This is a genomic window from Leucothrix mucor DSM 2157, from assembly GCF_000419525.1.
Lineage (GTDB): Bacteria > Pseudomonadota > Gammaproteobacteria > Thiotrichales > Thiotrichaceae > Leucothrix > Leucothrix mucor.
The window spans coordinates 2,648,255-2,674,850 of record NZ_ATTE01000001.1; the positions used below are offsets into that span (position 1 = coordinate 2,648,255).

A 26,596-nucleotide genomic window follows, 5' to 3' on the forward strand; every position below is an offset into this window, starting at 1 on the left:
TTTGGATATAAGTAATCAACTACTTTTCAGAATGAACATAATCCCAGACCTTCGAAATGACCACCGAACCTTCGCCTACCGCCGAAGCAACACGCTTAACTGACCCTGCGCGCACATCACCCACAGCAAAAATCCCATCATGAGATGTCTCATAAGACGAATTGCGTTTTACCGCCTCTCCTGTGAGTACAAACCCTTTGTCATCTAACTCCGCACAGCCGTTGAGCCAGTCAGTATTAGGCGCAGCCCCAACCATAATGAACACTCCCCTCGTCGCCATTCGTTCAACGTCCCCGGTTTTGCGATCTCGAATATCGATGGCCTCAAGATGATCTTCCCCATACAGCGCAGACATTTCAGCCCCATAATGAATCGTAATCGCAGAGTTATTTTGAAGGCGATGCGATAAGTAATCAGACATTGATGCAGCAAGCGAATCGCCTCGAACTAATAAATGAATATGGCTAGACGTGCGCGATAAATACATCGCCGCTTGTCCAGCCGAATTACCTCCACCGATAATGACTGCCGCTGTTTCACGACACCAACGAGACTCCACTTCGGTCGCCGCATAATAAACGCCGACGCCTTCGAAGCGCTCCAGGTCACAGATGGGTAACCGTCGATACTGAACGCCCGTCGCGATGACAACAGCCTTGGTCCGCACTGACTCACAATCTTCGAGCTGGACGGTGAATATGCCATCATCGCCTTGCACCAGTGACCGAGCGCGCTGTGGCACACAAAAACGTGTACCAAACTTCATGGCTTGTACTTCGCCGCGCCACACTAAGTCACCACCTGAAATTCCTGTTGGAAATCCCATATAGTTTTCGATACGGCTGGAGGTTCCGGCCTGTCCACCGATCGCCATATCTTCAACAACCAATGCCGATAAGCCTTCGGCACCCGCATAGACTCCTGCGGCAACACCTGCAGGCCCTCCTCCCACAATCACCACATCCACAACTTCGCAGTCTCCAATGCCTTGATGCATACCAATCAGTCGGGCAATTTTACGCGGGGTTGGGTCAGGCACCAGATGGTTCTTACCAATAATGACTGCTGGTTGGTCCTCCGGAATTCCACAGTCTGCAGCCAGCGCTAATGCTTCACTACTGCCTAGTTTCAGAGAATTAACAGGAATCTTATTCTGGTTAGCGAAACTGGCTATGCGGCGAATTTTACGGTCATCCTCTTCGCCCAGCAGAATCAAACCAATATCATTCGATTCCAATAAACTCCGACGTCGCGCTGCAAATACCGTAACAATTAGATCACTCAACTCTGGTACACGGCTCATCAGCTGGAGCATTTCGGTGCGAGGCACAGCAATCAAGCGACTCGGCGAGACTGCCCGCGCACCCATGATATTTTTGCCGCCATTAAGAAACGAGATCTCACCAATGTATTGGCCGGGCCCCAAGGTGTATTTGCCGTAGCGTTTCTCGGTGATGGGGTCGACTAATTCAATTTCACCTTCCTCGACATACCAGAAGGTATTGATGGGATCACCCAATCGCATTGGACACTCACCCGCTTTAAACTCGACAATCTCGCCGGCCTCTCGCATCGCGGCCAAATGTGCCTCGCTTAACGAGGTACGAGTCATCTGCTCAAGATCTCCGGCAAGTGATTCCATATAGGGCTCCAGTTGGTCCAATAAATAAATTAAACCATACAGGATGAGCCTGCCACTGCACAGTTCACATCTAATTTTGAAGGACTAGTAAAGCGCTCTCCATTGCCCTAAAAGCGAAAGAGACTCACCTTAGTAAACGCTAACTCTCTGCTTAGCTGCTAGTCGCTCACGCCAGGCAATCGTCAGCCCAGCCATGATGATAATCGCAGTACCCACTAAGGCCATTGCATTAGGCACTTCATCAAAAAACAAATAACCGCCAACGATAGCCGCCGGGAGGTATAAATATTCCAATGGCGAAACCAAGCTGGCTGGCGCATTTTGATAAGCAGCAGCCAAAGCAAAGTGCATCGCCACACTAGCAATCGACACAGCGACTAACACCAAAAGTGGCGTCAGTGGCAAGTTAATCAAAGGCCGTGTCAGAAAATCAGGCTCAGGAGATACGGGCAACAAAGCCAAACCGATGATGCCCAAAATGCCGGACACCAAGAATACTGCCGCTAACCAAAATGACATCGCGACAGGGGTTTCTTCTTTGCAATATTTACGCGTAAATACTTGAGTCAGCGCATAGAAAAAAGCACAAATAACGGGCAATGCCAGCATCAGATCAAAGGTCGCAGGATCGGGCTGAACAATCAGTAGCACGCCAATAAACCCGGCCAATACACTGCTCAGTCGCCAAATTCCGATACTCTCCTTCAACATCACAGCTGACAGCAACACCATAAATAATGGTGCACTAAAATAGCCACCGGCGACCACTGCGATCGGCAATACAGCCAGCGCGGTAAAAAAAGCCAGATAGGAAGCGGTCATCAATACGGAGCGGAATATTACGGCTTTGGTATTGATCATCCGAATAGTCGGCAATTTACGCATCAGAATTAGTAGTACTAACAAAAAGATGATGCCAAATGCAGAGCGCATAGACTGTAATTGCCACAGGGATAAATCCGAGGTCAGCCACTTGGTGGTTAGGTCAGTGCTAGCGATGGTGAGGGTTCCGGCAATGGCCATGGTGATGGCAAAACCGATGCGGTCTGGTTGCGGGGCGATGGTGGCGGCAGAATTAGCCATAAAGCGATACTCGATAAGCGACTGTTTCATATCGATAATTCCCACTCATTCCAGCTTTGGAATTATCACGCGTAGCTATCAGTCAATCCCAACAGAAACAGCTGATACTCGCCGAGTATAGTAGCTATACGAGCTTGCGCACCATCTTAAAATTCCGCAGTACCTGTCCGCGGATTTCGACAAACTGCTCCTCATCCACCACAAAGCCCTTGGCTTCAAAAAATGGGCGGGCGGTAATGCTAACATCCGAGCTCATTTCAGTAGCTCCTTTAGCGCGAGCAAGCTGCTCCAAGTGTGCCATTAGAAAACTCCCAACGCCCTGCCGCTGGTAATCTGCATGGCAGAAAAAGTGATCCACATAACCACTCTCCTGCACATCTGAGTACGCCACAATCGTGTCATCAATTAACACGACAACGGGATTAATAGATTCAATTTTCTGCTGCCAAATGGCTTCATCCAACTCGGCATAGCCCCAGGCATCAAGCTGCGCTTGCGAGTAATCTCTGGCATTTACCGTGTGGACCGTATTATAAAAAAGCGACCACAGAATGCGCTCTTCCCCAGCCTGATACTGTCGAATTTTCATAATACGGCTCCCTCAATAACTGATTTTCTACGGTGTATTGCTCTCAGATCGCTTGTCTGGATTTAGGCATATAGCGGGTAATGGCGATACCTGAAATAATCAATCCCAACGCTGCCAGACTCTGCCATTCAATCATCTCATGCAGCATGAGCGCACCAGTGAAATACGCCACCACGGGCACCACATAATTGATATTCGATAAGAATGTGGGGCCTGCATTACCAATCACTGCAAAGTACAATAAGGTAGCAATCCCCGTTGGCCCGATACCTAACCAAATCAACGATAAGATCGCTTGCTGGCTATAAGTCTGCTGCCATGGCATATCGCGAAACAACCAGATCGGCACAATAATCAGGCTGCCAGTAATCAGCATCCCTGCTCCCGCCACCACTGGATTAAAGCGTGGCAAGCGACGCACCAATACGCTATTGAGCGCATAGCTCAGGCTGGCTAACAGGATGAGAATAATGCCAAATAAGGTGTTATGGCCACCCAATAAGCTGGGATACATCACAATTAGAACGCCCAAAATACCGAAGCTAAAGCCGAGTATTTTGTATCGATTTAAAGACTCATCCGGTACCAGATAATGCGCTAATACCATGGTCGCCAGCGGCATACTCGCCATCAGCAAGCCGGCAATACCTGAAGTCACACTTTGCTGGCCAAAGGAGATAAAGGAAAATGGCAGCAAGTTACCTAATAATCCAAACAATAAGAAGATCGACCACGACTTCAGGTCACGCGGAAAGCTTAAGCCTTTAGCCCATAAAAAGCCGGTGAGCACCAAAGCCCCGAGCGATACCCGCATGGCCACCACACCGACCGGCGAGAAACTCTCCAGCGATAGCGAGACAAACATAAACGAGGTGCCCCAGAGCATAATCAAGCCCAGCAGCATTAACCAGTTAAGCATTGGTGACCCATTTGACTGGTTCATATCGCGCCCTCAAACCCCTGCAATACATTGACCATATTCACGCCTAATTCCTCAACGTTATAGCCACCTTCCATCACAAATAAGGTAGGGATGCCCAGCGAGGCAATGTCTGCGCCCATCACTAAATAATCTGGTGTGGTGAGTTTAAAAGCACTAATTGGGTCACCCTCAAAGGTATCCACGCCCAAAGACACAATCAGCACTTCCGCGCCAAAGAAATCAATGGCCGCTAAGCTCTTTTTTAACGCCTCACGCCAAACAGCAAAGCCCGTTCCGGAAGGCAGTAGGATGTTTATATTGAAGCCTTCGCCAAGGCCTGCGCCGCACTCGTCGGCATGTCCCCAGTAGTAAGGAAAGCTATCCATCGGGTCGCCATGAATCGAGGCAAAAAACACATCATCGCGATCATAGAAAATCTCCTGTGTGCCGTTTCCATGATGGAAGTCCACATCCAGAACCGCTACCTTTTCAATACCCTGATCACGGCAATATTGAGCAGCCAGTGCGGCGTTATTTAAGAAGCAATAGCCGCCATATAAGGCTTTCGCCGCGTGATGTCCCGGTGGTCTGCCTAAGGCGAATGCACCCATTTTTTCAGAGGCATGAAAGGCTTCACTGATCATTGCTGCACCGGTTAATGCCGTTTGCGCCGCGCCCAAGGCAGCCGTCCAAGTCCCTGCGGTGATATTGGTATCAGTGCCTAAGGCATAGCGCCCGACTTTACCTTTAATATGGCGCGGTACGATGTCAGAGGCTTGTCCGGCAGGCCAGCAAATCGGGATAATATCCCCCTCATAGCCCGCGGCTTTCCACTCCTGCCAAGCCAGCTGCAAAAAGCTAATATAGTTAGCATCGTGCACCGCTAAAATCGGTCGAATTCCAAACTCTTGAGGGGCAATTATTTCCCCCAAGCCCACCGCTTTCACTCGCGCCAATACATGCTCCGCGCGGGATGGATTTTCAAAAGATGGCACCAGCTCGCCACCGGCCAACTCCAGCTTGGGGCTTTGCTGGAAATGTTGATCTGAATATATGGTCTTCATCGTTACTAACCTGAAAAGTATAAGGCCACTAGGGTTTGCTAGCGGCATCCGAATCTTGGGGAATTGCTGGCTCAGTTCTCTCCAGCATCTGCATAATATTGGCGCGCATGGCTTTACTAAGTAACAGGCGAATGCGCTGATCTGCGCGCTCAAACACTTCACTAAACGCAAGATCTTCCGTGCCATACACTTTCACGTAATCGATGTGAATGAGCGTATCAATAAAGTTGGCAATCAGGTTTTTATCTGAATAATCTGGCGAATTCAACTCATGAATCATCGCCACTCGCTGCGCCATCAACTGACACTTCTTTTCAAGCTCGGCTTTGGGGATGGTTTTAGTGCCACTTTGCGCTAATAACGCGAGAGTCAGGTAGTAGACTTCAAGCGTCGGTGAAATCACCCGCGCCAGTAAATTAAGCTGTGCAAACTCCAGTGTTCCAAAGCTGCGACGCTCATAGCTATCACTGTCAGCATCCTTTTCCAATAAACCCTGCTCACACATAAGCTGCAGCATATTTTTGATCGCAGTGGGCAGCTCATCAACTTCCCACACTAAAAATAGCTCACTCTTTAAGAATGGATAAATCAGCACAATCAGCTTGATAATATCCCGCTCCGGCAGCTTGCGCATATTGATAAAGCAGCAGGCGATCACGGATGGCAGCGCCATTAAATGCAGAATATTATTGCGATAATAAGTGAGCGATACCGAGTGTTTTTCATCCAAATACAGAATATCACCCAGCTCATGCTGGCGACGCTTGAGCATTTTTAAGGCTTCTACTCGTGCCACTTGTGCAGCACCGGTTTCCTGCGTCACGACTACGCGATTGGAATAGCCCTGCTGTGAAATTAAAGCTTGGTAGACCGACAGCATTTTTAATAACTCAGCTTCATCCATGCTTTGCTTGGAGGTGGCAAGCAATACAGTGGAAATCAAGTTCACCGCATTCACCGTCGCCGCCTGATTGATTCGACTGGCAATGGTGTCAGAGACCGTTTCTACCGAATCACGCACCCATTCCGGTCGCTTAGCATCATCATACTCAGCCGTTTTCCAATCGTCCTGCTGCTCATCCAACACCTTATTCAGGAAAATAGGCTCACCAAAGTTAGCCGATACTTTTCCGAAATTCCCCCGAATCTGCAGCATCGAACGCACAGAGTTCATAAAGGTTTCGGACTTTTTATCCTCCCCTGATAGCTCTGCCTGATAGGCTTTGGTTTCCAGCAGCTTTTCATAGCCGATATACACCGGAATAAAGGCAACTGGCTTTTTGCGATATTTCAAAAAGCCACGCACGGTCATTGAAACCATGCCGGGCTTGGGCTTGAGCAAGCGTCCGGTACGGCTGCGGCCACCTTCCACGAAATATTCAATGGCGACACCTTTAGACACCAACTCAGCCACATACTCAAACATCACTGCGGAATACAGCTGATTGCCTTTAAAGCTGCGGCGAATAAAGAACGCGCCACCACCACGCAAAATCGAACCAATCACTGGCATATTCAGATTGCGCCCCGCTGCAATATACGGAATCGCCAACCCTTCGTAATAAATCACATACGACAGCAGTAGATAGTCGATATGGCTACGATGGCACGGCACATAAACCAGTTCATGGGTGCGGGCTAGCTCTTTAAGCTCGGCGTTATTCGTCACCTCAATGCCAGAATAAAACTTATTCCAGAAGTATGACAAACCACGATTCATCAGCTGAATGGTGATCTGCGTGCAGTTAGCCACAATCTCATGCACATAGCGCCGCGCTTGCACGGTAGCTTGATATTCGGTGAGATTATCTTCGGCACTGCGCGCTTTAATGGCTGCCTGCACATCCGACTTTAAAATCAAATCCCGCACCAAGGTCCGGCGGTGGGAAATATCCGGTCCCAAGGTTGCGACACGCTCATCGGTTAAACGCTTGGATAATACACCCTGCAAACGATCAATCATTTGATCGCTGAGTTCGTCATGATCCGGCTCGGCTTTAAAGCGAATCACCTCGGAGTATTTGACAAAGGTATCGCGGCCATGCACCAATATCGTAAAAAATTTGCGCACACGGCTGGCCAGATTCCACGAGTCTGCAAACACCACTGGCAACCAACGCTCTTGCTTGGAAACAGGTCGCCCCCAAAACACCGAGACCGGTACAAACTGAATTTCTTTACCCGGATGATCCCGTAAACACTCCACAATCCCACGCAACATACGCGAGCGCTTCGGTTGTTTTTGTAGCCAAGCTTTAAACGGTTGGCGCGGTGAAATCGAGTACACAGAATACCAGGCTGACAGCTCAGCAATGCCAACGGGATTCAGCGGCGATGGCAATCCTAAGCGTTCACACTCGGTTTCCAGTACTAATAAACTCGACCATGAACGGGTTTCTAATACATAGATAATTGGCTGATCCGGCCTGATATCCAACTCGCTCAATTCAGTGGGCACCACATCGGTTCTCACCCATAAATAGAGGAATTTTCTGGCTAAGTAATTAATGGATTTACGGATAGTCATAGAGCCCTGTTATGCCGCTTTAAAGTTTAGGAAGTATACAACGTTGCTGAGCGCTATGGCCGGCAGATTGCAGATTGTTATTAATTTCATAACCTTACCGATTAGTTAATATCGCAATCAGACAGAAATCATCAAAAGATTATGAAATTATTTTTTTTACCAACGGTAAAGTTTTCGCTTGCATGAACGCTCGTTATTGTTATTATCGGGGCCATGAACACATTAAACACACAACGATTTATTCAGCCAGCCACGCAATCTGCCTCTCACGAGACGGGTTATTCTTGGCTGGGCTATTTTTATGGATTCACTGAATAGGTCGCTGTAGAAACATCTGTAGGCGGTCTAAAAACTGCCTACCTGAGAACCCCAATAGGCAGGCGTCTATCGGGGTTTTTTTTGGCCTAGAGGAAATTATTAAAATGAACAGCAAGACAACTTTGGAAGATTTAAACGTGTTAAGTGCAGAACGATTAATCACACCGGTGCAGCTAAAACAAGAAATTCCTGTTACCGAGCGTGCGATGGAAACCGTCGCCGCAGGCCGCCAAACCATTAAAAACATACTGGACCGGACTGATCCACGCATGTTTCTGGTCGTTGGCCCCTGCTCCATTCACGATACTGAAGCCGCTATGGACTACGCGCAGCGCCTTAAAGCACTGGCAGAAGAAGTCTCCGATACGCTCTACTTAGTGATGCGTGTTTACTTCGAAAAGCCTCGCACCACGGTTGGCTGGAAAGGTCTGATCAACGATCCACACCTCAATAATTCATTCGAAATCGAAGAAGGTCTGAAAATTGGTCGCAAGCTGCTGACGGATCTGGCGGACATGGGTATGCCAACGTCTACAGAAGCGCTTGACCCGATTTCACCACAGTTCCTGCAAGATCTGATTAGCTGGAGCGCCATTGGAGCACGTACCACTGAGTCACAAACTCATCGTGAAATGGCTTCTGGTTTGTCCTCAGCAATTGGCTTCAAAAACGGTACCGATGGCGGCTTAGATGTTGCCATGAATGCACTCAGTTCAGTGGCTGCACCCCACCGCTTCTTAGGTATTAACCACGAAGGCGAAGTGTCGGTCATTCATACTCGCGGCAATCAACATGCACACGTCGTATTACGTGGCGGCAGCAAAGGCGCTAACTACGATGCGGCGAGCGTTGCAGAGTGTGAGCAGTCTTTACTGGCAGGTAACCACAAGCCCAATATTATGATCGACTGCAGCCATGCAAACTCTGAAAAAGACCACAACCGCCAGCGCAATGTACTGGAAAATGTGGGCGAGCAAGTGGTGAATGGCAACCAATCAATCATCGGCCTGATGGTTGAAAGTAATATTGGTGCAGGCAATCAGAAGATTCCGGCGAATTTAGCTGATCTGGAATACGGTGTTTCGGTGACCGATGCCTGTGTTGACTGGGAAACCACTGAAACCATGATTCGTGCATTACGTGATCAATTAAAAGATGTGCTGCCACAACGACAAGCACAGCAGGCTCAGAAAGTTGCCTAATGAAAAGCGATAGCATTGTGTGCCCGCTACACGACTAGCGGGTACGGCTATCAATATCCAATAACGGCGTTTAAAAGTTCTGTTTTTTGTTTTTGCGGCGCAAGTGCTACAATTCGCCCCTCTTTTAAGAAGTGCGGCATTTTGTAGGAGTTTACAATGCGCAAAGTAGGTTTTGTTGGTTGGCGTGGCATGGTTGGTTCAGTGCTGATGGAGCGTATGCGCTCTGAAAATGATTTTGAAGGCTTTGAACCGGTCTTCTTTACCACGTCTCAAGCGGGTCAGGCGGGTCCTGATGTCGGTACTGGTGCGACGATTCTTGAAGATGCGATGAACATCGACAAGCTGGCTGAGATGGATATTATTTTATCTTGCCAAGGTGGCGACTACACGACCGCGGTTTACAACAAACTTCGCGCGCGTTGGGATGGCTACTGGATTGATGCGGCCTCTACCCTGCGCATGGATAACCACAGCATTATCGTGTTAGACCCGGTTAACCGTGATGTAATTGATGCTGGCCTGAAAAGCGGCGTTAAGAACTATATCGGCGGTAACTGTACCGTCTCTTTAATGATGCTGGCATTAGGCGGCCTGTTTGAAAAAGATTTGGTTGAGTGGATTTCATCCATGACCTATCAGGCAGCCAGTGGTGCCGGTGCTAAGAATATGCGCGAACTGCTGACTCAAATGGGTGAGCTGGAAGCCGAAGTTAGCGATTTATTAGCCGACCCACATTCTGCGATTTTAGATATCGACAGCAAAGTGACCGCTAAAATGAATGCGGATGATTTGACTAAGGCTAACTGGGGCGTTCCACTTGCGGGTAGCTTGATTCCTTGGATCGATAAGGCCGTTGAAAAAGGTCAGACTAAAGAAGAGTGGAAAGGTCTGGTTGAAACCAACAAGATTTTAGGCAATACCGAAGCCAATAGCATTCCGGTCGATGGCCAGTGTGTGCGTATCGGTTCTATGCGCTGCCATTCTCAAGCCTTCACGATTAAGCTGAAGAAAGATCTGCCATTGGAAGAGATCGAAGCCATTATCGCTGGTCACAATGAGTGGGTAAAAGTGGTTCCGAATGATAAGGAATCGACTCTGCAAGATCTGACTCCAATGAAGACCTCTGGAACGCTGACTATTCCCGTTGGCCGTATTCGTAAGTTGAATATGGGCCCTGAGTATTTGACGGCATTTACCGTGGGTGATCAGTTATTATGGGGTGCTGCTGAGCCAGTACGTCGTATGCTGAAAATCACTTTGGAGCATATTGCTTAAGTTAATGGCTTAGGTCGATTTAATCCGTTTCTTGAAGCGTGATTAAATAAGATGCTTGAAAATAACCTCCGCTGGTCGGAGGTTATTTTTTACCTGCTTGATATTCTCAACTGCTAAAAAGTGATTAGTATTTGCCACTCCACGGACCACTTTTCAGCGTTGCCGTTTTTTTATCCGCATCCACTTCCGGGCGGTTCAGGCTAAACATATTGTCTTTATTAATTACCGCATAATCCATATAACCCAAGCGCGCTAAGGGCTCCATTGCGGCGGTATCTACGCGACCATCAACAATATAATCGTCATTAATATAAACACCTTCAACGCTTAAAATCACCGTGGTATAACCTGCACTACCATCCGCTCGTGGCGGTAATTCAATCGATTTCCACAGCTTGCATTCCATAGCCGCCGGGCTATCAGCCACTCGCATGGGCTTGATCAACTTCGACTCAGCACCGACAACACCCGCTAATTCAAACTCATTCACTGAGCCATCTACGCCGGCACTACTCATATTCATCTGATCCATCATCGCTTTATTGGCAAATGAGCAGCTCGCTTCGCCGTTAGCTTGAAGATTACGTAGTGTGTCGTTATGACCACCGAACGACAGCATAATCATTGGTGGATTATCTGCAATGGCATTAAAGAAGCTAAAGGGTGCTAGATTTGGCACGTCATCTTCGCTAATCGTAGAAATCCAACCAATCGGGCGTGGTACAACCAAGGCCTTAAATGGATCAAACGCTAAGCCGTGCTGACGGGTATCAGTAGTATAAAACATTGGGCAATCAACCATTCGTGAAAGAGTGCCGCAGTATAATCCTACTGGCTGTCAGATGGAAAATAGATAGCCTTTAATACCCAGCCAAATTCGTGGCTTATAGCCATCTACTATGCTGATAGGATACTCTGTAAAGTAATAATATCCCCTACTACTGCAAAGGATGGTGCCATGTCTCAGAAACATATCCTGCTAACCGGCGGCTCTGGTTTTATTGGCCAGCAACTGGTTCCGACACTGCTCAACGCCGGGCATACCATCACCATATTCACACGAAATCCGAAAAAGACCTCGGCGATCTTCCAGCAGCAAGTAGCGACCATTGACAACCTTGATGATCTAACTGAAGACGATCATTTTGATGCTGTTATTAACCTTGCGGGACAAGGCATCGGCGATCAGCGCTGGACTGATACCGTTAAACAGCAATTACGCGACAGCCGTCTGATCACTACTGCCGACCTTGTCGAGTATCTAAAACGCGCTAAACAAAAACCTGAAGTCTTTATTAGTGGCTCAGCGATTGGCGTGTATGGCCTTCATGGCGATGAGAAACTGGATGAGCAAGCCAGCGGCGATGACAGCTTTTCCAGCAAACTCTGTCGAGATTGGGAAGCGCAAGCTGCTGAGGCAGAAGCCCTAGGCATTCGCTGCTGTTATCTGCGAACCGGCGTGGTGTTGGGTAAAAACGGCGGCGCACTCTCCAAAATGCTTCCGCCGTTTAAGATGGCGTTAGGTGGCCCAATGGGCAGCGGCCAGCAATGGATGTCCTGGGTGCATATGGATGATCTTGTTTGCGCAATACTCTACACACTGGAAACGCCGTCCATCAAAGGCCCAGTTAACGGAACAGCTCCTAACCCTGTCACCAATAAAGAGTTTTCAAAAATACTCGGTGCAGCATTAAACCGTCCCGCTATTATTCCGATGCCAGAGTTTGTGCTGAAATTAATGATGGGTGAAATGGCAGAAGAGTTGCTGCTATCGGGTCAGCGTGTGGTACCAGCCAAACTCACTCAGAGTGGCTTTGAGTTTAAATATCCGCATTTGGATGGCGCTTTACGCGATATTATTCAGCATTGAGTACCACTTTCTGTGAATTAGCGGCTTTGCGGGTGAAAGACAACTCAGGCTATAATCCGCGAACTATCCCATAGCCACAGGAACACGCCCATGCTGGAAAAAATATTTGAGAGTAATAAGCAGTGGGCTAAAGGTATTCTCAAGAAAGACCCGGCATTTTTTGAAAAGCTTCAACAGCAACAGAGCCCGGAGTATTTCTGGATTGGTTGCTCTGATAGCCGTGTACCTGCCAGTGAGATTATGAATCTGTTGCCTGGCGATGTCTTCGTACAACGCAATGTGGCAAATCAGGTGGTGCATTCTGATATGAACTGCCTGTCTTCATTGCAGTTTGCGGTAGACGTGTTGAAGGTCAAACACATCATTGTTTGCGGCCATTACACTTGCGGTGGTATCAAAGCAGCCTTAGGTAAAGAGCGACATGGCTTGGTTGATAACTGGCTGCTGCATGTACGGGATACCATTAAAAAGCACAGCAAACAGCTAGATCAGATTGAAGATCAAACCGAGAAACTCAACCGCTTATGTGAATTGAATGTTATCGAGCAAGTGGTGAATGTGTGTAATACCACAACGCTGGAAGATGCCTGGTCTCGCGGACAAGAAACCACAGTGCATGGTTTGATTTACGGTATTCACGATGGAATGCTGAGAAATTTGGATGCCTCTATCGGCAAACCAGAAGAAATTACAACACAGTACCAATATGCTAAACAGCGCATTTTAGGCTAGTCCAAACGAATAGATACAATTAAAAACGCCCGAATACCGACTGGTATCGGGCGTTTTTAGCTTAACCCATCAGATCTTTTTCTCGCATGGCACTGGCTTCAGATTTATACAAACTGGGGAAGTGCATACGAACGACTTCACCCGATTGAGACCACGAGTGGCAAGTATTCAATGCCAGCGCTGCGCTGTATTGGCGCATACTCTCATCCATCATTGGCCAAATCGCTTGCACCGCAGTGGTTGCAATCGGCTTAAGTAATTCCAGCAGATGCGTACAGCCTTTAACGCCACCCAATAATTCACGGGTTTTGCTGTGCCAGCCAGGGCCAATTCGTGTCCCTTCCAGTGCTTTAAACGCTGAGGTGATTTTTGGGCAGGAGCCAAACGGCGTCGAGTCCATCACCGCAACCACTTCATGAATCAGAAACTGTTGGTCGAGGGTGATCCGTAAATACATATCATGATAAGGCTCGCCCGCTTCCACGGTACGCCCCTCTTCATTAGCCTCGACATAGTATTCCTTGATGTCGGACATATGGCCATCAATGTCCCACAGACCATCTTCACGCCTGAAAGCGTCGCAGCTTACACGGCGACGATGTAGATGTTCCCGCTTAACGGACTGTGGTAAAGGCATTACAGATCACTCCTCTGATTAAGTTATAAACCCAACATTTGGGCACGCAAGTTTGCCTGAACTGGTTTGTTTGATAACCAAATTCCAAACAGGGCTTGCTTGAATGGTAAAGAGCTAATTTTTTCAACGAGCTTACCGTTACGGACAACGTGTACACCACTGCCCGGCATATTGATCAACTCATAGATATCGCCAGGGCCAACGCCCTTGTCGAAAGAATTCATTAATTTGGTAATCTGTGGCTGGATAGGAGCCAGATTTCCTTGCGTCGCGATTTTGAAGCCGTCAAGTGTCGCCGCTTTCATACGCTCAGGAGAAATCATGCTGGAATTAATGACTAAACGAATACTCATTGGCTCATCCGCTGCAATGATGGCAGCAGCATCTTTGTTTTTCTGAGTGAGGTACAAGCCACCAAAGTACAGCTTCATAAACAATTTTGTACGCACGCCGACGCCATTCAGTACTAAAGTTTTTCCGCCGTACTGGATCTGATCAGGCATGGTTGCGCTTGCTGATAATGCTGGGGTACTGGCACACAATGCCAATAGTAGACCTGCCACAAATGTGTAGATATGTTTCATTTCCTCTCCTTGTTTTTGGATAGTAACAGCCACCAGAAAGTACCGGAAGGAGTTTCACCCCGCTTCCGGTACTTTACCGATTTACTAATACTAAGTAGTAGCTTGGTTAAAGCTAGTTCAGACGTTCAAACACCGTGGTCACACCCATTCCCATACCGATACACATAGTCGCCAAGCCCATGGTAGCGTCCTGCTGCTCTAGTACATTCAGCAAGGTTGTGGAAATACGAGTACCGGAACATCCTAGTGGGTGACCCAATGCAATCGCGCCCCCTTTGATGTTCACGTTATCTTCCATGCGGTCTAACAACTTCAGATTTTTCAACACTGCAAGACCCTGAGCCGCGAACGCCTCATTCAGCTCGAAGTAGTCAATATCGTCTGTTGTCATGCCCGCACGCTTCAGTGCTTTTTGGGTCGCTGGGACCGGACCGAAGCCCATGATAGCCGGATCACAACCTGCAACCGCCATGCTCACAATCTTAGCGCGAGGCTTCAGGCCAAGCTCCTGGGCTTTAGCCGCAGACATCACTAACATGCCAGATGCGCCATCAGAGAAGCTAGACGAGGTGCCTGCCGTAACTGTACCGACTTTTGGTACAAATGACGGTGGCAGCATAGATAATGTCTCTATGGTGGTCTCAGGACGAATGACTTCGTCAGCCGTTACCATGACCTTAGAGCCATCAGCGGCATGACCTTCAATTGGAATAATCTCATCATCCCATGTGCCATCAAGTGCTGCTTGAGCCGCACGCTGGTGAGAACGTGCACCGAAAGCATCCTGCTGCTCACGACTAATGCCGTTGATCTTACCCAGCATTTCCGCTGTGACACCCATCATCATACTGGCTTTCGCCGCGTACTTTGACATCTCAGCATTCACATCCACGCCGTGCATAATGGAAATGTGACCCATATGTTCAACACCACCGGCAATAAATACATCGCCTTGGCCAGCCATAATCGCAGTTGCTGCCGAGTGCAGTGCTGACATTGAAGAACCACACAAGCGGTTAATCGATTGGCCAGACACTGAATGCGGCATACCCGCTAACAGCAGTGCATTACGTGCAATATTGAAGCCCTGCTCTTTGGTCTGGTTGACACAGCCCCAAAGCACATCTTCAACTTCTTTACTTTGCAGTGCTTCATTACGTGCCAATAGCGCACGAATGACTTCTGCAGATAATTTTTCAGCGCGCACATTGCGAAACGCACCACCTTTTGATTTACCCATCGGCGTGCGAACAGCATCGACGATGACTACATCATTTGCTTTTAAACTCATCGCTATATCCTCTTAGCCTGCTGCCGGAAAGTAAGTGCTGCCATTGGCTGCCATTTCACGCATTGCATCCGTTGGTGTGTACATAGGACCTAAGTCAGCATACTTATCTGCCATTTCGCAGAATGCTTTCAGACCCATCTGATCCATGTAGTTCATCGCGCCGCCCAAGAATGGAGGGAAACCAATACCGTAGATCAAACCAATATCCGCTTCTGCTGGCGAGGCAACAATGCCCTCTTCCACACAGCGAGCGGTTTCAATGCACAATGGAATCATCATGCGCTCAATGATCTCCTGATCATCAAACTCACGCGCTTCACCTAATACACCGGACAACAACTCAGGAACTGCTTCATCAGCAATTTTCTTAGGTTTGCCGCGACGATCCGTTTCATAACGGTAGAAACCTTTCTGGTTCTTCTGACCAAAACGCTCCAACTTGAACATGCGGTCGATTGCATTTTCATTGCTGTGCGCCATGCGATCAGGGAAGCCTTCAGCCATTACTGCATCTGCATGGAACGCGGTATCAATACCGACCACATCCAACAGATACGCAGGGCCCATTGGCCAGCCGAAGCGCTCCATCACTTTATCCACGCGAGTAAAGTCAGCACCAGACTCTAGCAAGCCAGAGAAGCCACCAAAGTAAGGGAACAATACACGGTTAACCAAGAAGCCCGGGCAGTCATTCACAACAACCGGCGTCTTACCCATGGCTTGTGCATAGGCTACCGTGCGAGCAATGGTTGCCTCAGAGGTCTTCTCACCGCGGATAACTTCAACCAGTGGCATTCTGTGTACTGGGTTAAAGAAGTGCATTCCACAGAATTGCTCAGGACGCTCCAAACCTTTAGCCAACTCAGTAATAGAGATGGTTGATGTGTTAGAAGCTAAAACCGCATCCGCTTTCAGATGCTTTTCAGCTTCTGCCAATACCGCTTTCTTGACGTTTACATTCTCAACAACCGCTTCAACCACTAAGTCCACACGATTAAAATCGCCATAGCTCAGTGTTGGAGTAATCTTGGTGATGACCTGCGCCATCTTAACCGCGTCAATACGACCACGCTTAAGCTGTCCACCAAGCAATTTGGTGGCTTCATCCAGACCCAACTGCAACGCTGGCTCATTGATGTCTTTCATCAGAATCGGAGTGCCACGTGAAGCAGATTGATACGCTACACCGCCACCCATGATTCCAGCACCCAATACCGCCGCCTGCTTAACAGGCTCTGCAGTCGCTGTGTATTGCTTAGCGACTTTCTTAACGCGCTGATCTTTCAGGAACAAGCCCACTAATGAGGCTGTTACGCTGTTCGTTGCCAATTTCGCAAAGCCTTTCGCTTCAACCAAAAGGGCCTTATCGCGTGTCATGGTGCATGACTTTTCAATCGTCTTTAACACCAGCATTGGCGCTGGGTAATGAGGACCTGCTTTAGCACCGATAAAACCGCGTGCACTTTCAAAGGCCATCATTTGTTCCATATTATTCAATAGAACAGGGCTTTGTTTTTCAGTACGACGTGCTTTGTAGTCAAATACGCCTTCAGCGCAATCACTTAATAACTGAAGCGCAGAAGCGCGTAAGTTTGCAGGCTCAACCACGGCATCTACCGCACCAACAGCCAAAGCAGCATCCGCTTTATTCTCGCCACCGCCACAAATCCACTCATTGGCATTATCAATACCAATTAAGCGTGGCAGTCTTACCGTACCACCCCAACCTGGGTAGATACCTAACTTCACTTCTGGCAATGCAACTTTGGCGCCTTGCGCCATGACACGGTAATCCGCTGATAAACACAGCTCAAAACCACCACCAAAAGCAATGCCGTTAATTGCCACAACCGTCGAGCAAGGCAGATCTTCAATGTCGTTGAAGAGTTTATTGATCTCTGCGAGGTAGTCAGTAATCGTTGACTCCTCAGCATTGAACATTTCAGAAAATTCTGTGATGTCCGCACCGACGATAAATGCGTCTTTAGCACTGCTTAGCAGCACACCGCGCATATCATCTTGCTTCATCAGCAGATCAACCGCTTCGCGCAACTCACCCAGTGTTTTGCGGTTTAACGTATTGATCGCGCTATCTTTAAGGTCAAAGTTGACCTCGTAGAAGCCGGATTCCAGGGCTTCTACGCGAATGGAGTTACCTTCCATTAACATGTTTTTTCTCCGTGAACCAATGAGGATTTAAGCAACTGGGAAGATCGTCGCCAGTTGGGTTGCCAACATCATGTTGCCAGTCGCTTTGATACGACCCGCCATGAATGCCTGCATGCCATCAGTCTCGCCATTCATCACTTCAGCCAAGGTCTCAGCATCCATGGTCAGCGTTACACTCGGGTCATCGTGCTCAGCTTCAACGATGACGCAAGTGCCATCATCAATCACTGCATGCCACATCTCATCATCGATATCGAATTGAAAGACCTCTTCAACGCCAGATGCTGCATCCGCATCAAAGCTCTCGCCCATTTTCTTGAAAATTTCGCTTACATTACTCATGATCAATTCCTCGTAAAATTTATTGCTGCATTATTTTGTTAACGATTTACTCAACGCTGAACAGTGCTTCGTCCATTGCCATCAAGTTGTCTGCGCCGGATAACATGGTTTCAACTAAACCACGTGTACGAGGCAGTATGCGCTCAAAGTAGAAACGCGTCGTTATCATTTTAGCTTTGTAGAAGTCAGCGTCATCTGCACCGCTGTCCAGCTTCTCTTGTGCCACTTTCGCCATACGAAGCCACAAATAAGCCATTGTTACATAACCGGAATACATCAGGTAATCAACCGATGCTGCACCGACTTCGTCGCGATTCTTCATCGCTTTCATACCGATTTTCAGCGTCAGGTCGCCCCATTCCTTATTCATCTCAGACAACTGCTTGACGAAAGGCTTGAGTGCTTTATTACCAGACTCTTCTTTACAGAATTTGTGGATAATCTTAGTGAACTTGCGCAGTGACGCGCCTTGAGTCATCAGGACTTTACGACCTAATAAATCCAGTGCCTGAATCTGTGTAGTCCCTTCGTACAACATAGAAATACGGCTATCACGCACGTTTTGCTCCATGCCCCATTCAGCGATATAACCATGACCACCAAAGATCTGCATACCGTGGTTAGCACATTCAAAGCCAAGCTCAGTCAGGAATGCTTTAGCAATCGGCGTCAACAAGGCCAGTAACTGGTCTGCATCTTCACGCTCAGACGCATCCTGAGATTTGCTCGTCGTATCAATCAACATCGCCGTGTAGTAACACATTGCGCGGCCACCTTCAGCAATCGCCTTCTGCGTTAACAACATCTTGCGAACTTCAGGGTGAACGATGATTGGATCAGCTGGGCCGTCCGGATTCTTAGGGCCAGTCAGAGCACGCATCTGCAAACGGTCTTTAGCATAAGCTAATGAACCTTGGAAACCCGCTTCAGCATGGACCAGACCTTGAATCGCCGTACCAATACGCGCCGCATTCATAAAGGTGAACATGCAGTTCAGACCACGGTTTGGTGGGCCAATCAGGAAGCCTTTTGCGCCGTCAAAGTTGATTACGCACGTCGCATTACCGTGAATACCCATCTTGTGCTCAATCGATCCACAACTCACACCATTGCGATCGGCAACATTGCCATCAGCATCGGGTACAAACTTCGGTACGATAAACAGAGAGATACCTTTAGTACCCGCTGGGGCATCTGGCAGACGTGCTAATACGATGTGCACGATGTTCTCAGCCATATCGTGCTCACCCGCCGAGATAAAGATCTTGGTACCGGTCAGGTTGTAGCTACCATCGTCCTGAGGCTCTGCACGAGTCCGCATCATACCCAAGTCAGTACCGCAGTGAGATTCGGTCAGGCACATCGTGCCTGTCCACTCGCCGCTGATCAGCTTGGTCAGGTAAGTACCTTTTTGTTCTTCAGTACCATGCTCTTCAATCGTCGCCATTGCACCATGGCTTAGGCCCGGATACATACTCCAAGACCAGTTGGCAGTACCAATCATTTCATTGATCACAATGCCTAATGACTCTGGCAGACCTTGTCCACCAAACTCAGGCTTATGTGGCAGCGATGGCCAGCCTGCTTCAACAAACTGCTGGTACGCTTCTTTAAATCCATCTGGCGTTGTTACAACACCATCTTCAAACTTACAGCCTTGACTATCACCAATCTGATTCAGTGGCGATAAAACACGCTCTGAAAACTTTGCGCCTTCTTCCAGGATCGCATCAACCACATCTGCAGTTGCCTCTTCACAACCCGGCAGACGCTGATAGTGCTCCTCAATGTTGAGAACTTCATTAAGCACAAACTTCATTTCACGCTGGGGGGCTTTATATTCTGGCATTTTTGTTCACCTGTGTTTTTATCATGTAGTAATAATCAGCTATTTAAGTGCATTGGCCAATAACAAAACCTGTCAATATTAATAACAAAGTCAATCACTCAGATATTATGCGAAAACCGTTAAACTATTAACACTCTGCCGCTAAACGGCAGGCTTGATTGATCGCTCTTTTAGCATCTAGTTCCGATGCGACATCAGCGCCACCAATCACATGAACGGTTAAATCAGGCGCTAAATCAATTAATTCATCCGCCAAACTGCGCTGCGACAATTGACCGGCACAAACAATGACATTATCGACCACCAAGCTGGTTGCCTCACCTGCGATGGTTAATGACAAGCCTTCTTTATTGATCATTTGATAATCACACGCCGAGAACATCTTCACGCCTTTTTTCTGTAAGCCTGCGCGATGAATCCAACCCGTGGTTTTACCCAGATTTTTGCCGACTTTGGATTTCTTACGTTGTAGCAAATACACTTCGCGAGTCGATGGTGCTTCTTTGGCTTGGATATTTTTAACCCCGCCGCGAGCTTCACCACTCATATCCACGCCCCACTTGGCCATGAACTCTGGAATGCTCAAGCTGCTGTGATCACCTTCATGGGTCAGGAATTCCGCCACATCAAAGCCAATTCCACCCGCGCCAATAATGGCAACACGCTTACCGACTGGCGCACCTTTTAGTACATCGATATACGACAACACTTTCGGATCATCAATCCCAGGAATATCTAACTCGCGAGGCGTGATGCCGGTTGCCACAACGACTTGATCATACTCAGCTTCGTGCAGCATTTGAGCCGTCACTCGCTGATTCAGAATGACTTCAATATTATGAAGCTCTAGCTGCTTACCAAAGTAACGCAGGGTTTCATTAAACTCTTCTTTACCCGGAATGCGCTTGGCCAGATTAAACTGCCCACCGATTTCTGAACCGGCATCATACAAAGTTACTTGATGGCCACGCTCGGCTGCCACACTAGCAAAGGCTAAGCCGGCAGGACCTGCACCGATAACCGCAATACGCAGCGGCGCTTCAGTTGGCAAGTAATTAATCTCTGTTTCGTGACAAGCCCGTGGGTTCACCAAGCAGCTAGTGAGTTTTCCCGCGAACACATGATCCAGACAGGCTTGGTTACAGGCGATGCAGGTATTAATTTCATCCGCACGGCCCTGTTCTGCTTTAACCACAAACTCAGCATCGGCCAAAAATGGACGCGCCATGGAAACCATATCGGCATCGCCACGGGCTAATACAGTTTCAGCAACCTCAGGGCTATTAATCCGGTTAGAGGTAATGACAGGAATCGACAAAGCCTGACGGACCCGAGCTGATGCCCAAGTAAAGGCAGCGCGCGGTACTTTGGTTGCAATCGTCGGAATGCGTGCTTCATGCCAGCCAATACCGGTATTAATTAAGGTAGCACCGGCCTTTTCTACGGCTTGGCCTAAGGCGACGATTTCTTCGGTACTACTTCCATCCTCAATCAAATCCAGCATCGACAGGCGGAAAATGATAATGAAGTCAGTGCCGGTTTGTTCACGCACCCTGCGCACAATTTCAATCGGCAAACGAATGCGGTTTTCATACGCACCACCCCACTCATCATCACGGTGATTGGTGTGCTTAACGATAAACTGATTCAGCAAATAACCTTCAGATGCCATGATCTCCACACCGTCGTAACCTGCTTTTTGAGCTAAGACCGCGCAATTCACGAAAGCCTGAATTTGCCCTTCGATTTCATCATCAGTCAGCGCATGCGGTTTGAACATATTAATTGGTGCTTGAATCGCAGAAGGCGCAACCAATTTCACGTTATAAGCATAGCGACCGGTGTGCAGAATCTGCATACAGATTTTTCCGCCGGCTTCATGTACTGCCTCAGTAATGATTTGGTGGCTTGGCACTTTCTCTTCAGAGTCCAAAGTTGCCGCATGCGCATGCACTGCACCTTCAGGGTTTGGGCCGATACCGCCGGTAACAATCAGTGATACGCCACCACGCGCACGCTCTGCATAGAACGCGGCCATGCGCTCAAAACCACTCGGCATTTCTTCTAGCCCTAAGTGCATAGAGCCCATCAGAACGCGGTTTTTAAGGGTCGTAAAGCCTAAATCGAGAGGCTCTAGTAAGTGAGGATAGGAAGTTGACATAAAATTCTCCGGCAATATCGCTGATTGCTTGCAGAAATCGCCACGCCTTAAGCGCTGGCTGATTCCCGTTTATAAAATTAGGGTTGGTCACTGATCGACCGCACTACACAGGCCTCGCAGCCTTATTCAAACGGCTCAGTAATTGGGTGCAGCGGTTCAAATTCGCCCGGCTTTTTCTGCATTTGTGCCGCCATGCTGATCATTAAATCGTTGGGCTGGAACATGCCTGCCTGCCAAGTCGCCATATATTCAAGGCTATCGGCAGTGCTGTGATCGCGGGCATAGTTCATCATGGTTTTGGTGCCTGAAACGGCTAATGGGGAATGTTCGGCGATTTGCTTGGCAACAGCCATCACGCCTTGTTGTAGCGCTTCCGCATCAGAAAAGACTTGATTGACAAAGCCACTGCTTAGCGCTTCTGCAGATGGCATCTTACGAGCGGTAAATGCCAGCTCACGGGCTAAGCCCGGCGCAATGAGTTTTGGAAGGCGCTGCAGAGTCCCTAGATCTGCAGTCATACCGAGTGCCGTTTCTTTAATGGTAAAGAAAGCATCCTCAGTACAATAGCGGCTGTCGCTGGCACACACCAAATCTACCGCGCCACCAATACAACCACCTTGAATTGCGGTCAGCACTGGAATGCGCATCTTTTCCATTTGAGTAAAGCAGTCTTGAAGCTGTTGCACTAAGCGGCGCACATGCTCACCGCGTCTGCCCGGCTCACCGCCAAACATTTTAGGGTCAGGGTTTTGGAAAACCGATAAATCCATGCCAGCACAAAAGTGCTTACCGGTGGAGGAAATAATCAACACTCTCGCCTCAGCCGACTGATCAATCTCCGCAAGTGCCTGCGGGAACTCCCGCCAGAAGTGTTTGTTCATGCTATTGAGCTGTTGCGGGCGGTTAAATGTTAACTGTGCAATGTGATCGTTGATTGCAATATCAAAACATTGATAAGCCATCGTGCTTCCTCCAAGTGCGCCCCGTGACAGAGCTATTTCTCTAGTGGGCATCAAAATATCGCCTTATCTTGACGGTGTCAAGTTAGATTGATACGCTGGCACAATGAGCAAACAAAAATCAAACTATCATCACGGTGACCTTTGCCAGAGCTTAATTGCGACTGCTAGCGAGTTAATTCGGGAGCATGGCGTGGAAGCATTGTCGATGCGCAAGCTGGCCGATCATGTTGGCGTTTCTCGTACCGCGCCCTACCACCACTATAAAGATAAGAATGAATTGCTTTGTGCGATCGCCGAAGAAGGTTTTCGATTGCAGCGTGAACGAGTAGGCCAATTTAATCCCGACAGCTCATCAGACAACGCGGCAGAACAGTTTGAGTTATTGATGCAGCACTATATTGAGTTTGCGATTGAGCACCCTGCGCATTATGAGCTGATGTATGGCGGTAATATCTGGAAGCATAAGCAAGCCACGCCAAGCTTAGAAAAAGCAGCGAAGGAGACGTTTAAACAGTGGCTGATCCGTATTGAAGCTTTGCAAGCCGCAGACTTGTTGACCCGCCAAGAAAGCGCTTTACGTGTTGCGCAAGTCACTTGGGCGACCATGCACGGCTTATGCCGATTGGCGAATGATGGGATCTATATCGATCAACAAGATGTTGTGAAAATGGGCCGCAGCGCTGTGCATATGATGCTGCTTAGTGGCGCTCAAGACTCTTGCGATAGTCATCACCCTGACGGTACTCACCCGGCGTCATCCCCGTCCAACGTTTGAAGGACCGGAAAAAAGCCGATGGCTCATCAAAGCCCATTAAGCCTGCTACATCGTTAATCGAAAGCTGTGGTGAGTTCATATAATCAATGGCTGACTGCTTGCGGCACTCATCTTTGATTTTTTGGTAAGTGGTGTCTTCTTCCAGCAAGCGCCGACGTAAGGTTGAAACTGACATATTCAGTGTTTTAGCCACCGATTCAGCACTTGGCGGTGCTAAGCTAAAGTCACGCCCAATCAATGAAATAACCTGCTCGGTCAATGAGCTATCATCACTACCCACCATAACAATTAACTGATATGGCGCAGTTTGCAAAAAGGCATGCAGCGTTTTCTCATTCTGCACCACTGGATAATCCAGATAGCGAGATGGGAACACAAAGGCGGTGTCATGCTGGTTAAACTTCACATCGGCACGGAATCTGGCTCGACTGTTAGGCAAACCGTCTGACTCCGGAAAGTTAAAATAAGCCGCTTTTAGCTCAATCCGCTGACCAATTAACCAACTGATAAAGTGATGCCACATCGACAGCGAAGTGATGATTTGCGCGGGTGATTGGCTATTCACAAAAGCCGCCGCTTCTTCCGCATCCATATTGGTTAAAGCAGCAAATGAAACTTTGGCATAACGCCCACGACGCACCAGCTTCGGCTTAATGCGCGCACCACGACAAATCTCATGAAAGTCGCTGGCGCGGGAAATCGCCTGCCCCAGCGTTTTACTGTGGATAATCGCCAGACACATCATCCGGAAGGTGCCATTTGGCACCTTGCCCACACTGATCATGCCGAAATATTCATCCTGTGCGATATACATAATCCGCTGATACAGGGCACTGAAAATTTCGGCTGACACTTCCTGATCATCGCTAATATCCAGCGACTTTATTCCAACATAATCCATCACTTCGAGCACGTCGTAGCCTTGCTCGGCAACTTGCAGCATCAAATGACGAACGTAACTGGCAGGAACCGTGTGTTGTTTCATAAGCTTAGCGACTAGGACGTATGGGTTTGGCGTCAACCACCATGATTAACATATTATTATCATCACAGGCGCCTCTAGACTCTAAACAGGCTGCACTGGAGAGTGACCCCAGACGATAAGTTAAGCTGACTTTTTTGTCCAGTAACTCGCTTTCACGTTGGCAAAATGCGGTGTCAGCCACTTCAGTAAAGGGTTTGCGGTCTTCATCAAAGAGGTCTAAAAAGCACGCGCCATCACCAAGCGAGAAACCGCGGAAGGTGGCAATTTTCAGGTCATTCCCACCACTATCAGGATCGGTGTTACGACTGCGAGCCGGCTTGGCAACACCTTGAATCGGTAAGGTATTTAGATAGGTGTATAGCTGAATCACTCGCGCATTGAGCATGAGGTTACGCAGTTGCAGGATGCTGAGGTGCTCAATGCTATTGGGTTCTACCGGACTATGCGCCAGATCCATCCATTTAAATTCTGCATCGCGATGGCTATCCCACAGGTGTTGGGACTCGGTCATATTGGCACGCTGCGAGGGCTTCATTTGCGTCATTACCCGATCAAAGGCACGATCGAGCTCACGCTTTAAAGCAGCTTCCAAGGTATTATAGGCCGCGATTTGTCCGGGGATATTGCCTGCGCGCTCGGAGATTGCTGCCTCCATCACTCGCATACGGCCATTAAAGCCATCCAGCTCGGTTTCATCAGCAAACGCCGGGACTGTCAAAAACATAGCGGCAAGCAGACTGAACAAATTCAGGACTAAAAATCGTTTCATAGTGAACACTCGTGTTGGCTTCGGGAGAAGTAGGTTCAGTATAGACGATTTATACCGTCAAAAATTCCATAAAAAAAGCACCATGATTATAAATCAATGGTGCTCTTGGTCTGCCTGTGGCTGACTAATTTGCTAGCGTGTTACTTGGCTAGCGCCTTAGATTAACCTGGCTGCTTCACATAACGCAGGTAAGGCTTAAGCGTTCTGAAGCCTTCAGGGTACAAAGCGGCTGCTTGTTCGTTAGACACTGTTGGTGGAATGATTACATCATCACCATTTTTCCAGTTAACCGGCGTCGCTACACCGTACTTCTCACCAACTTGAATCGCTTCTAATACACGTAGGATTTCATTGAAATCACGACCCGCGCTCATTGGGTAAGTCATGGTCAGTTTGATTTTCTTATCAGGGCCAACGATGAAGACAGTACGAACAGTCGCGTTGTTCGCTGGAGTACGCTCTTCTGTTGAGCCAGACTCGTCTGCTGGCAGCATGTTGTACAGCTTAGCCACGTTCAGATCAGTGTCTGCGATCATTGGGAACTTAACGGCAGAACCTTGAGTTTCTTCAATGTCTGCTGCCCAAGACGCGTGGTTATCAACTGCATCAACACTCAAGCCGATTAGCTTCGTGTTACGTGCCGCGAACTCAGGCTCAAGCTTTGCTGCGTAGCCAAGCTCTGTGGTGCAAACTGGTGTGAAATCTTTTGGGTGAGAAAATAAAATCGCATAACCGTCGCCGATCCACTCGTGAAAGTTGATTGGGCCTTGTGTAGTTACCGCTGTAAAATCTGGTGCAATATCGTTAATACGCAATGACATAATATTTCCTGTTAATCATTCAATTGA

23 protein-coding genes are annotated in these 26,596 nt (G+C 48.3%); 5 read left to right on the forward strand and 18 right to left on the reverse strand.

All coding sequences use genetic code 11. The features are described from left to right. Positions 1-19: 19 nt before the first annotated feature. From LEUMU_RS0111910 to plsB, 6 genes are all read right to left on the reverse strand, one after another. The gene (locus LEUMU_RS0111910; protein ID WP_022952513.1) at positions 20-1,642 is read right to left on the reverse strand and encodes an FAD-dependent oxidoreductase; all 1,623 of its coding nucleotides are present in this window, start codon (positions 1,640-1,642) and stop codon (positions 20-22) included. A gap of 129 nt (positions 1,643-1,771) precedes the next feature. Next, complete coding sequence (locus tag LEUMU_RS0111915; protein ID WP_022952514.1) at positions 1,772-2,755, reverse strand: DMT family transporter; 984 nt, start codon at positions 2,753-2,755, stop codon at positions 1,772-1,774. A 94-nt stretch (positions 2,756-2,849) separates the two neighbouring features. Next, positions 2,850-3,314 carry a GNAT family N-acetyltransferase gene (locus LEUMU_RS0111920; RefSeq protein ID WP_022952515.1) on the reverse strand — a complete coding sequence of 155 codons (465 nt, stop codon included), beginning with the start codon at positions 3,312-3,314 and terminating at the stop codon, positions 2,850-2,852. A 43-nt stretch (positions 3,315-3,357) separates the two neighbouring features. After that, positions 3,358-4,257: a DMT family transporter gene (locus LEUMU_RS0111925; RefSeq protein WP_022952516.1), complete on the reverse strand. Its 900-nt coding sequence runs from the start codon at positions 4,255-4,257 to the stop codon at positions 3,358-3,360. Then, on the reverse strand, positions 4,254-5,300 hold the full coding sequence (locus LEUMU_RS0111930) for a histone deacetylase family protein (RefSeq protein WP_022952517.1): 1,047 nt from the start codon (positions 5,298-5,300) through the stop codon (positions 4,254-4,256). The genes LEUMU_RS0111925 and LEUMU_RS0111930 overlap by 4 nt, the downstream gene beginning before the upstream one ends. Positions 5,301-5,328: 28 nt before the next feature. After that, entirely contained in the window at positions 5,329-7,827 is a 2,499-nt protein-coding gene (gene plsB, locus LEUMU_RS25820; protein WP_022952518.1) for a glycerol-3-phosphate 1-O-acyltransferase PlsB, read from the reverse strand. Between the two features lie 422 nt (positions 7,828-8,249). Here plsB and LEUMU_RS0111940 point away from each other — a divergent pair, with 422 nt between their 5' ends. Together LEUMU_RS0111940 and asd are read left to right on the forward strand one after the other, a co-directional pair. Continuing rightward, a complete protein-coding gene (locus LEUMU_RS0111940; RefSeq protein ID WP_022952519.1) occupies positions 8,250-9,347 on the forward strand; it encodes a 3-deoxy-7-phosphoheptulonate synthase in 1,098 nt (365 codons plus the stop codon). Between the two features lie 156 nt (positions 9,348-9,503). Next, positions 9,504-10,622, forward strand: coding sequence for an aspartate-semialdehyde dehydrogenase (asd, locus tag LEUMU_RS0111945; protein ID WP_022952520.1), 1,119 nt, complete (start codon positions 9,504-9,506; stop codon positions 10,620-10,622). A 124-nt stretch (positions 10,623-10,746) separates the two neighbouring features. Here the strand turns inward: asd and LEUMU_RS0111950 are convergent, their stop codons facing one another. Beyond that, positions 10,747-11,409, reverse strand: coding sequence for a flavin reductase family protein (locus LEUMU_RS0111950; RefSeq protein WP_026744709.1), 663 nt, complete (start codon positions 11,407-11,409; stop codon positions 10,747-10,749). A gap of 171 nt (positions 11,410-11,580) precedes the next feature. On the opposite strand from LEUMU_RS0111950, the gene LEUMU_RS0111955 reads away from it, so the two are divergent. Then, complete coding sequence (locus tag LEUMU_RS0111955; protein ID WP_022952522.1) at positions 11,581-12,492, forward strand: TIGR01777 family oxidoreductase; 912 nt, start codon at positions 11,581-11,583, stop codon at positions 12,490-12,492. 90 nt (positions 12,493-12,582) lie between these two features. Beyond that, positions 12,583-13,224 carry a carbonate dehydratase gene (can, locus tag LEUMU_RS0111960; protein ID WP_022952523.1) on the forward strand — a complete coding sequence of 214 codons (642 nt, stop codon included), beginning with the start codon at positions 12,583-12,585 and terminating at the stop codon, positions 13,222-13,224. A 61-nt stretch (positions 13,225-13,285) separates the two neighbouring features. On the opposite strand, the gene LEUMU_RS0111965 is transcribed toward can, so the two are convergent. The 8 genes from LEUMU_RS0111965 to LEUMU_RS0112000 all read right to left on the reverse strand — a co-directional run bounded on the left by LEUMU_RS0111965 (position 13,286) and on the right by LEUMU_RS0112000 (position 23,219). Continuing rightward, the gene (locus tag LEUMU_RS0111965) at positions 13,286-13,861 is read right to left on the reverse strand and encodes a DUF2889 domain-containing protein (RefSeq protein ID WP_022952524.1); all 576 of its coding nucleotides are present in this window, start codon (positions 13,859-13,861) and stop codon (positions 13,286-13,288) included. 23 nt (positions 13,862-13,884) lie between these two features. Then, positions 13,885-14,445: a chalcone isomerase family protein gene (locus LEUMU_RS0111970; RefSeq protein ID WP_022952525.1), complete on the reverse strand. Its 561-nt coding sequence runs from the start codon at positions 14,443-14,445 to the stop codon at positions 13,885-13,887. 112 nt (positions 14,446-14,557) lie between these two features. After that, entirely contained in the window at positions 14,558-15,736 is a 1,179-nt protein-coding gene (gene fadA, locus LEUMU_RS0111975) for an acetyl-CoA C-acyltransferase FadA (protein WP_022952526.1), read from the reverse strand. Positions 15,737-15,748: 12 nt separating this feature from the next. Then, a complete protein-coding gene (gene fadB, locus LEUMU_RS0111980) occupies positions 15,749-17,905 on the reverse strand; it encodes a fatty acid oxidation complex subunit alpha FadB (protein ID WP_022952527.1) in 2,157 nt (718 codons plus the stop codon). Between the two features lie 27 nt (positions 17,906-17,932). Continuing rightward, positions 17,933-18,247: an SCP2 sterol-binding domain-containing protein gene (locus LEUMU_RS0111985; RefSeq protein WP_022952528.1), complete on the reverse strand. Its 315-nt coding sequence runs from the start codon at positions 18,245-18,247 to the stop codon at positions 17,933-17,935. Positions 18,248-18,293: 46 nt separating this feature from the next. Beyond that, complete coding sequence (locus tag LEUMU_RS0111990) at positions 18,294-20,096, reverse strand: acyl-CoA dehydrogenase C-terminal domain-containing protein (RefSeq protein WP_022952529.1); 1,803 nt, start codon at positions 20,094-20,096, stop codon at positions 18,294-18,296. A gap of 127 nt (positions 20,097-20,223) precedes the next feature. Next, positions 20,224-22,257 (reverse strand): NADPH-dependent 2,4-dienoyl-CoA reductase, encoded by a 2,034-nt coding sequence (locus LEUMU_RS0111995; RefSeq protein ID WP_022952530.1) that lies wholly within the window; start codon positions 22,255-22,257, stop codon positions 20,224-20,226. A gap of 122 nt (positions 22,258-22,379) precedes the next feature. After that, on the reverse strand, positions 22,380-23,219 hold the full coding sequence (locus LEUMU_RS0112000; protein WP_022952531.1) for a crotonase/enoyl-CoA hydratase family protein: 840 nt from the start codon (positions 23,217-23,219) through the stop codon (positions 22,380-22,382). Between the two features lie 103 nt (positions 23,220-23,322). Here LEUMU_RS0112000 and LEUMU_RS25825 point away from each other — a divergent pair, with 103 nt between their 5' ends. Next, positions 23,323-23,994 carry a TetR/AcrR family transcriptional regulator gene (locus LEUMU_RS25825; protein ID WP_022952532.1) on the forward strand — a complete coding sequence of 224 codons (672 nt, stop codon included), beginning with the start codon at positions 23,323-23,325 and terminating at the stop codon, positions 23,992-23,994. On the opposite strand, the gene LEUMU_RS0112010 is transcribed toward LEUMU_RS25825, so the two are convergent. The 3 genes from LEUMU_RS0112010 to LEUMU_RS0112020 form a co-directional block, all read right to left on the reverse strand. Then, positions 23,918-24,979, reverse strand: coding sequence for an AraC family transcriptional regulator (locus LEUMU_RS0112010; protein WP_022952533.1), 1,062 nt, complete (start codon positions 24,977-24,979; stop codon positions 23,918-23,920). The two genes, LEUMU_RS25825 and LEUMU_RS0112010, sit on opposite strands and share 77 nt — an antisense overlap. Before the next feature lie 4 nt (positions 24,980-24,983). Further along, the gene (locus LEUMU_RS0112015) at positions 24,984-25,748 is read right to left on the reverse strand and encodes a DUF1311 domain-containing protein (RefSeq protein WP_022952534.1); all 765 of its coding nucleotides are present in this window, start codon (positions 25,746-25,748) and stop codon (positions 24,984-24,986) included. Positions 25,749-25,909: 161 nt separating this feature from the next. Beyond that, on the reverse strand, positions 25,910-26,569 hold the full coding sequence (locus LEUMU_RS0112020) for a peroxiredoxin (RefSeq protein WP_022952535.1): 660 nt from the start codon (positions 26,567-26,569) through the stop codon (positions 25,910-25,912). Between the last annotated feature and the right edge of the window lie 27 nt (positions 26,570-26,596).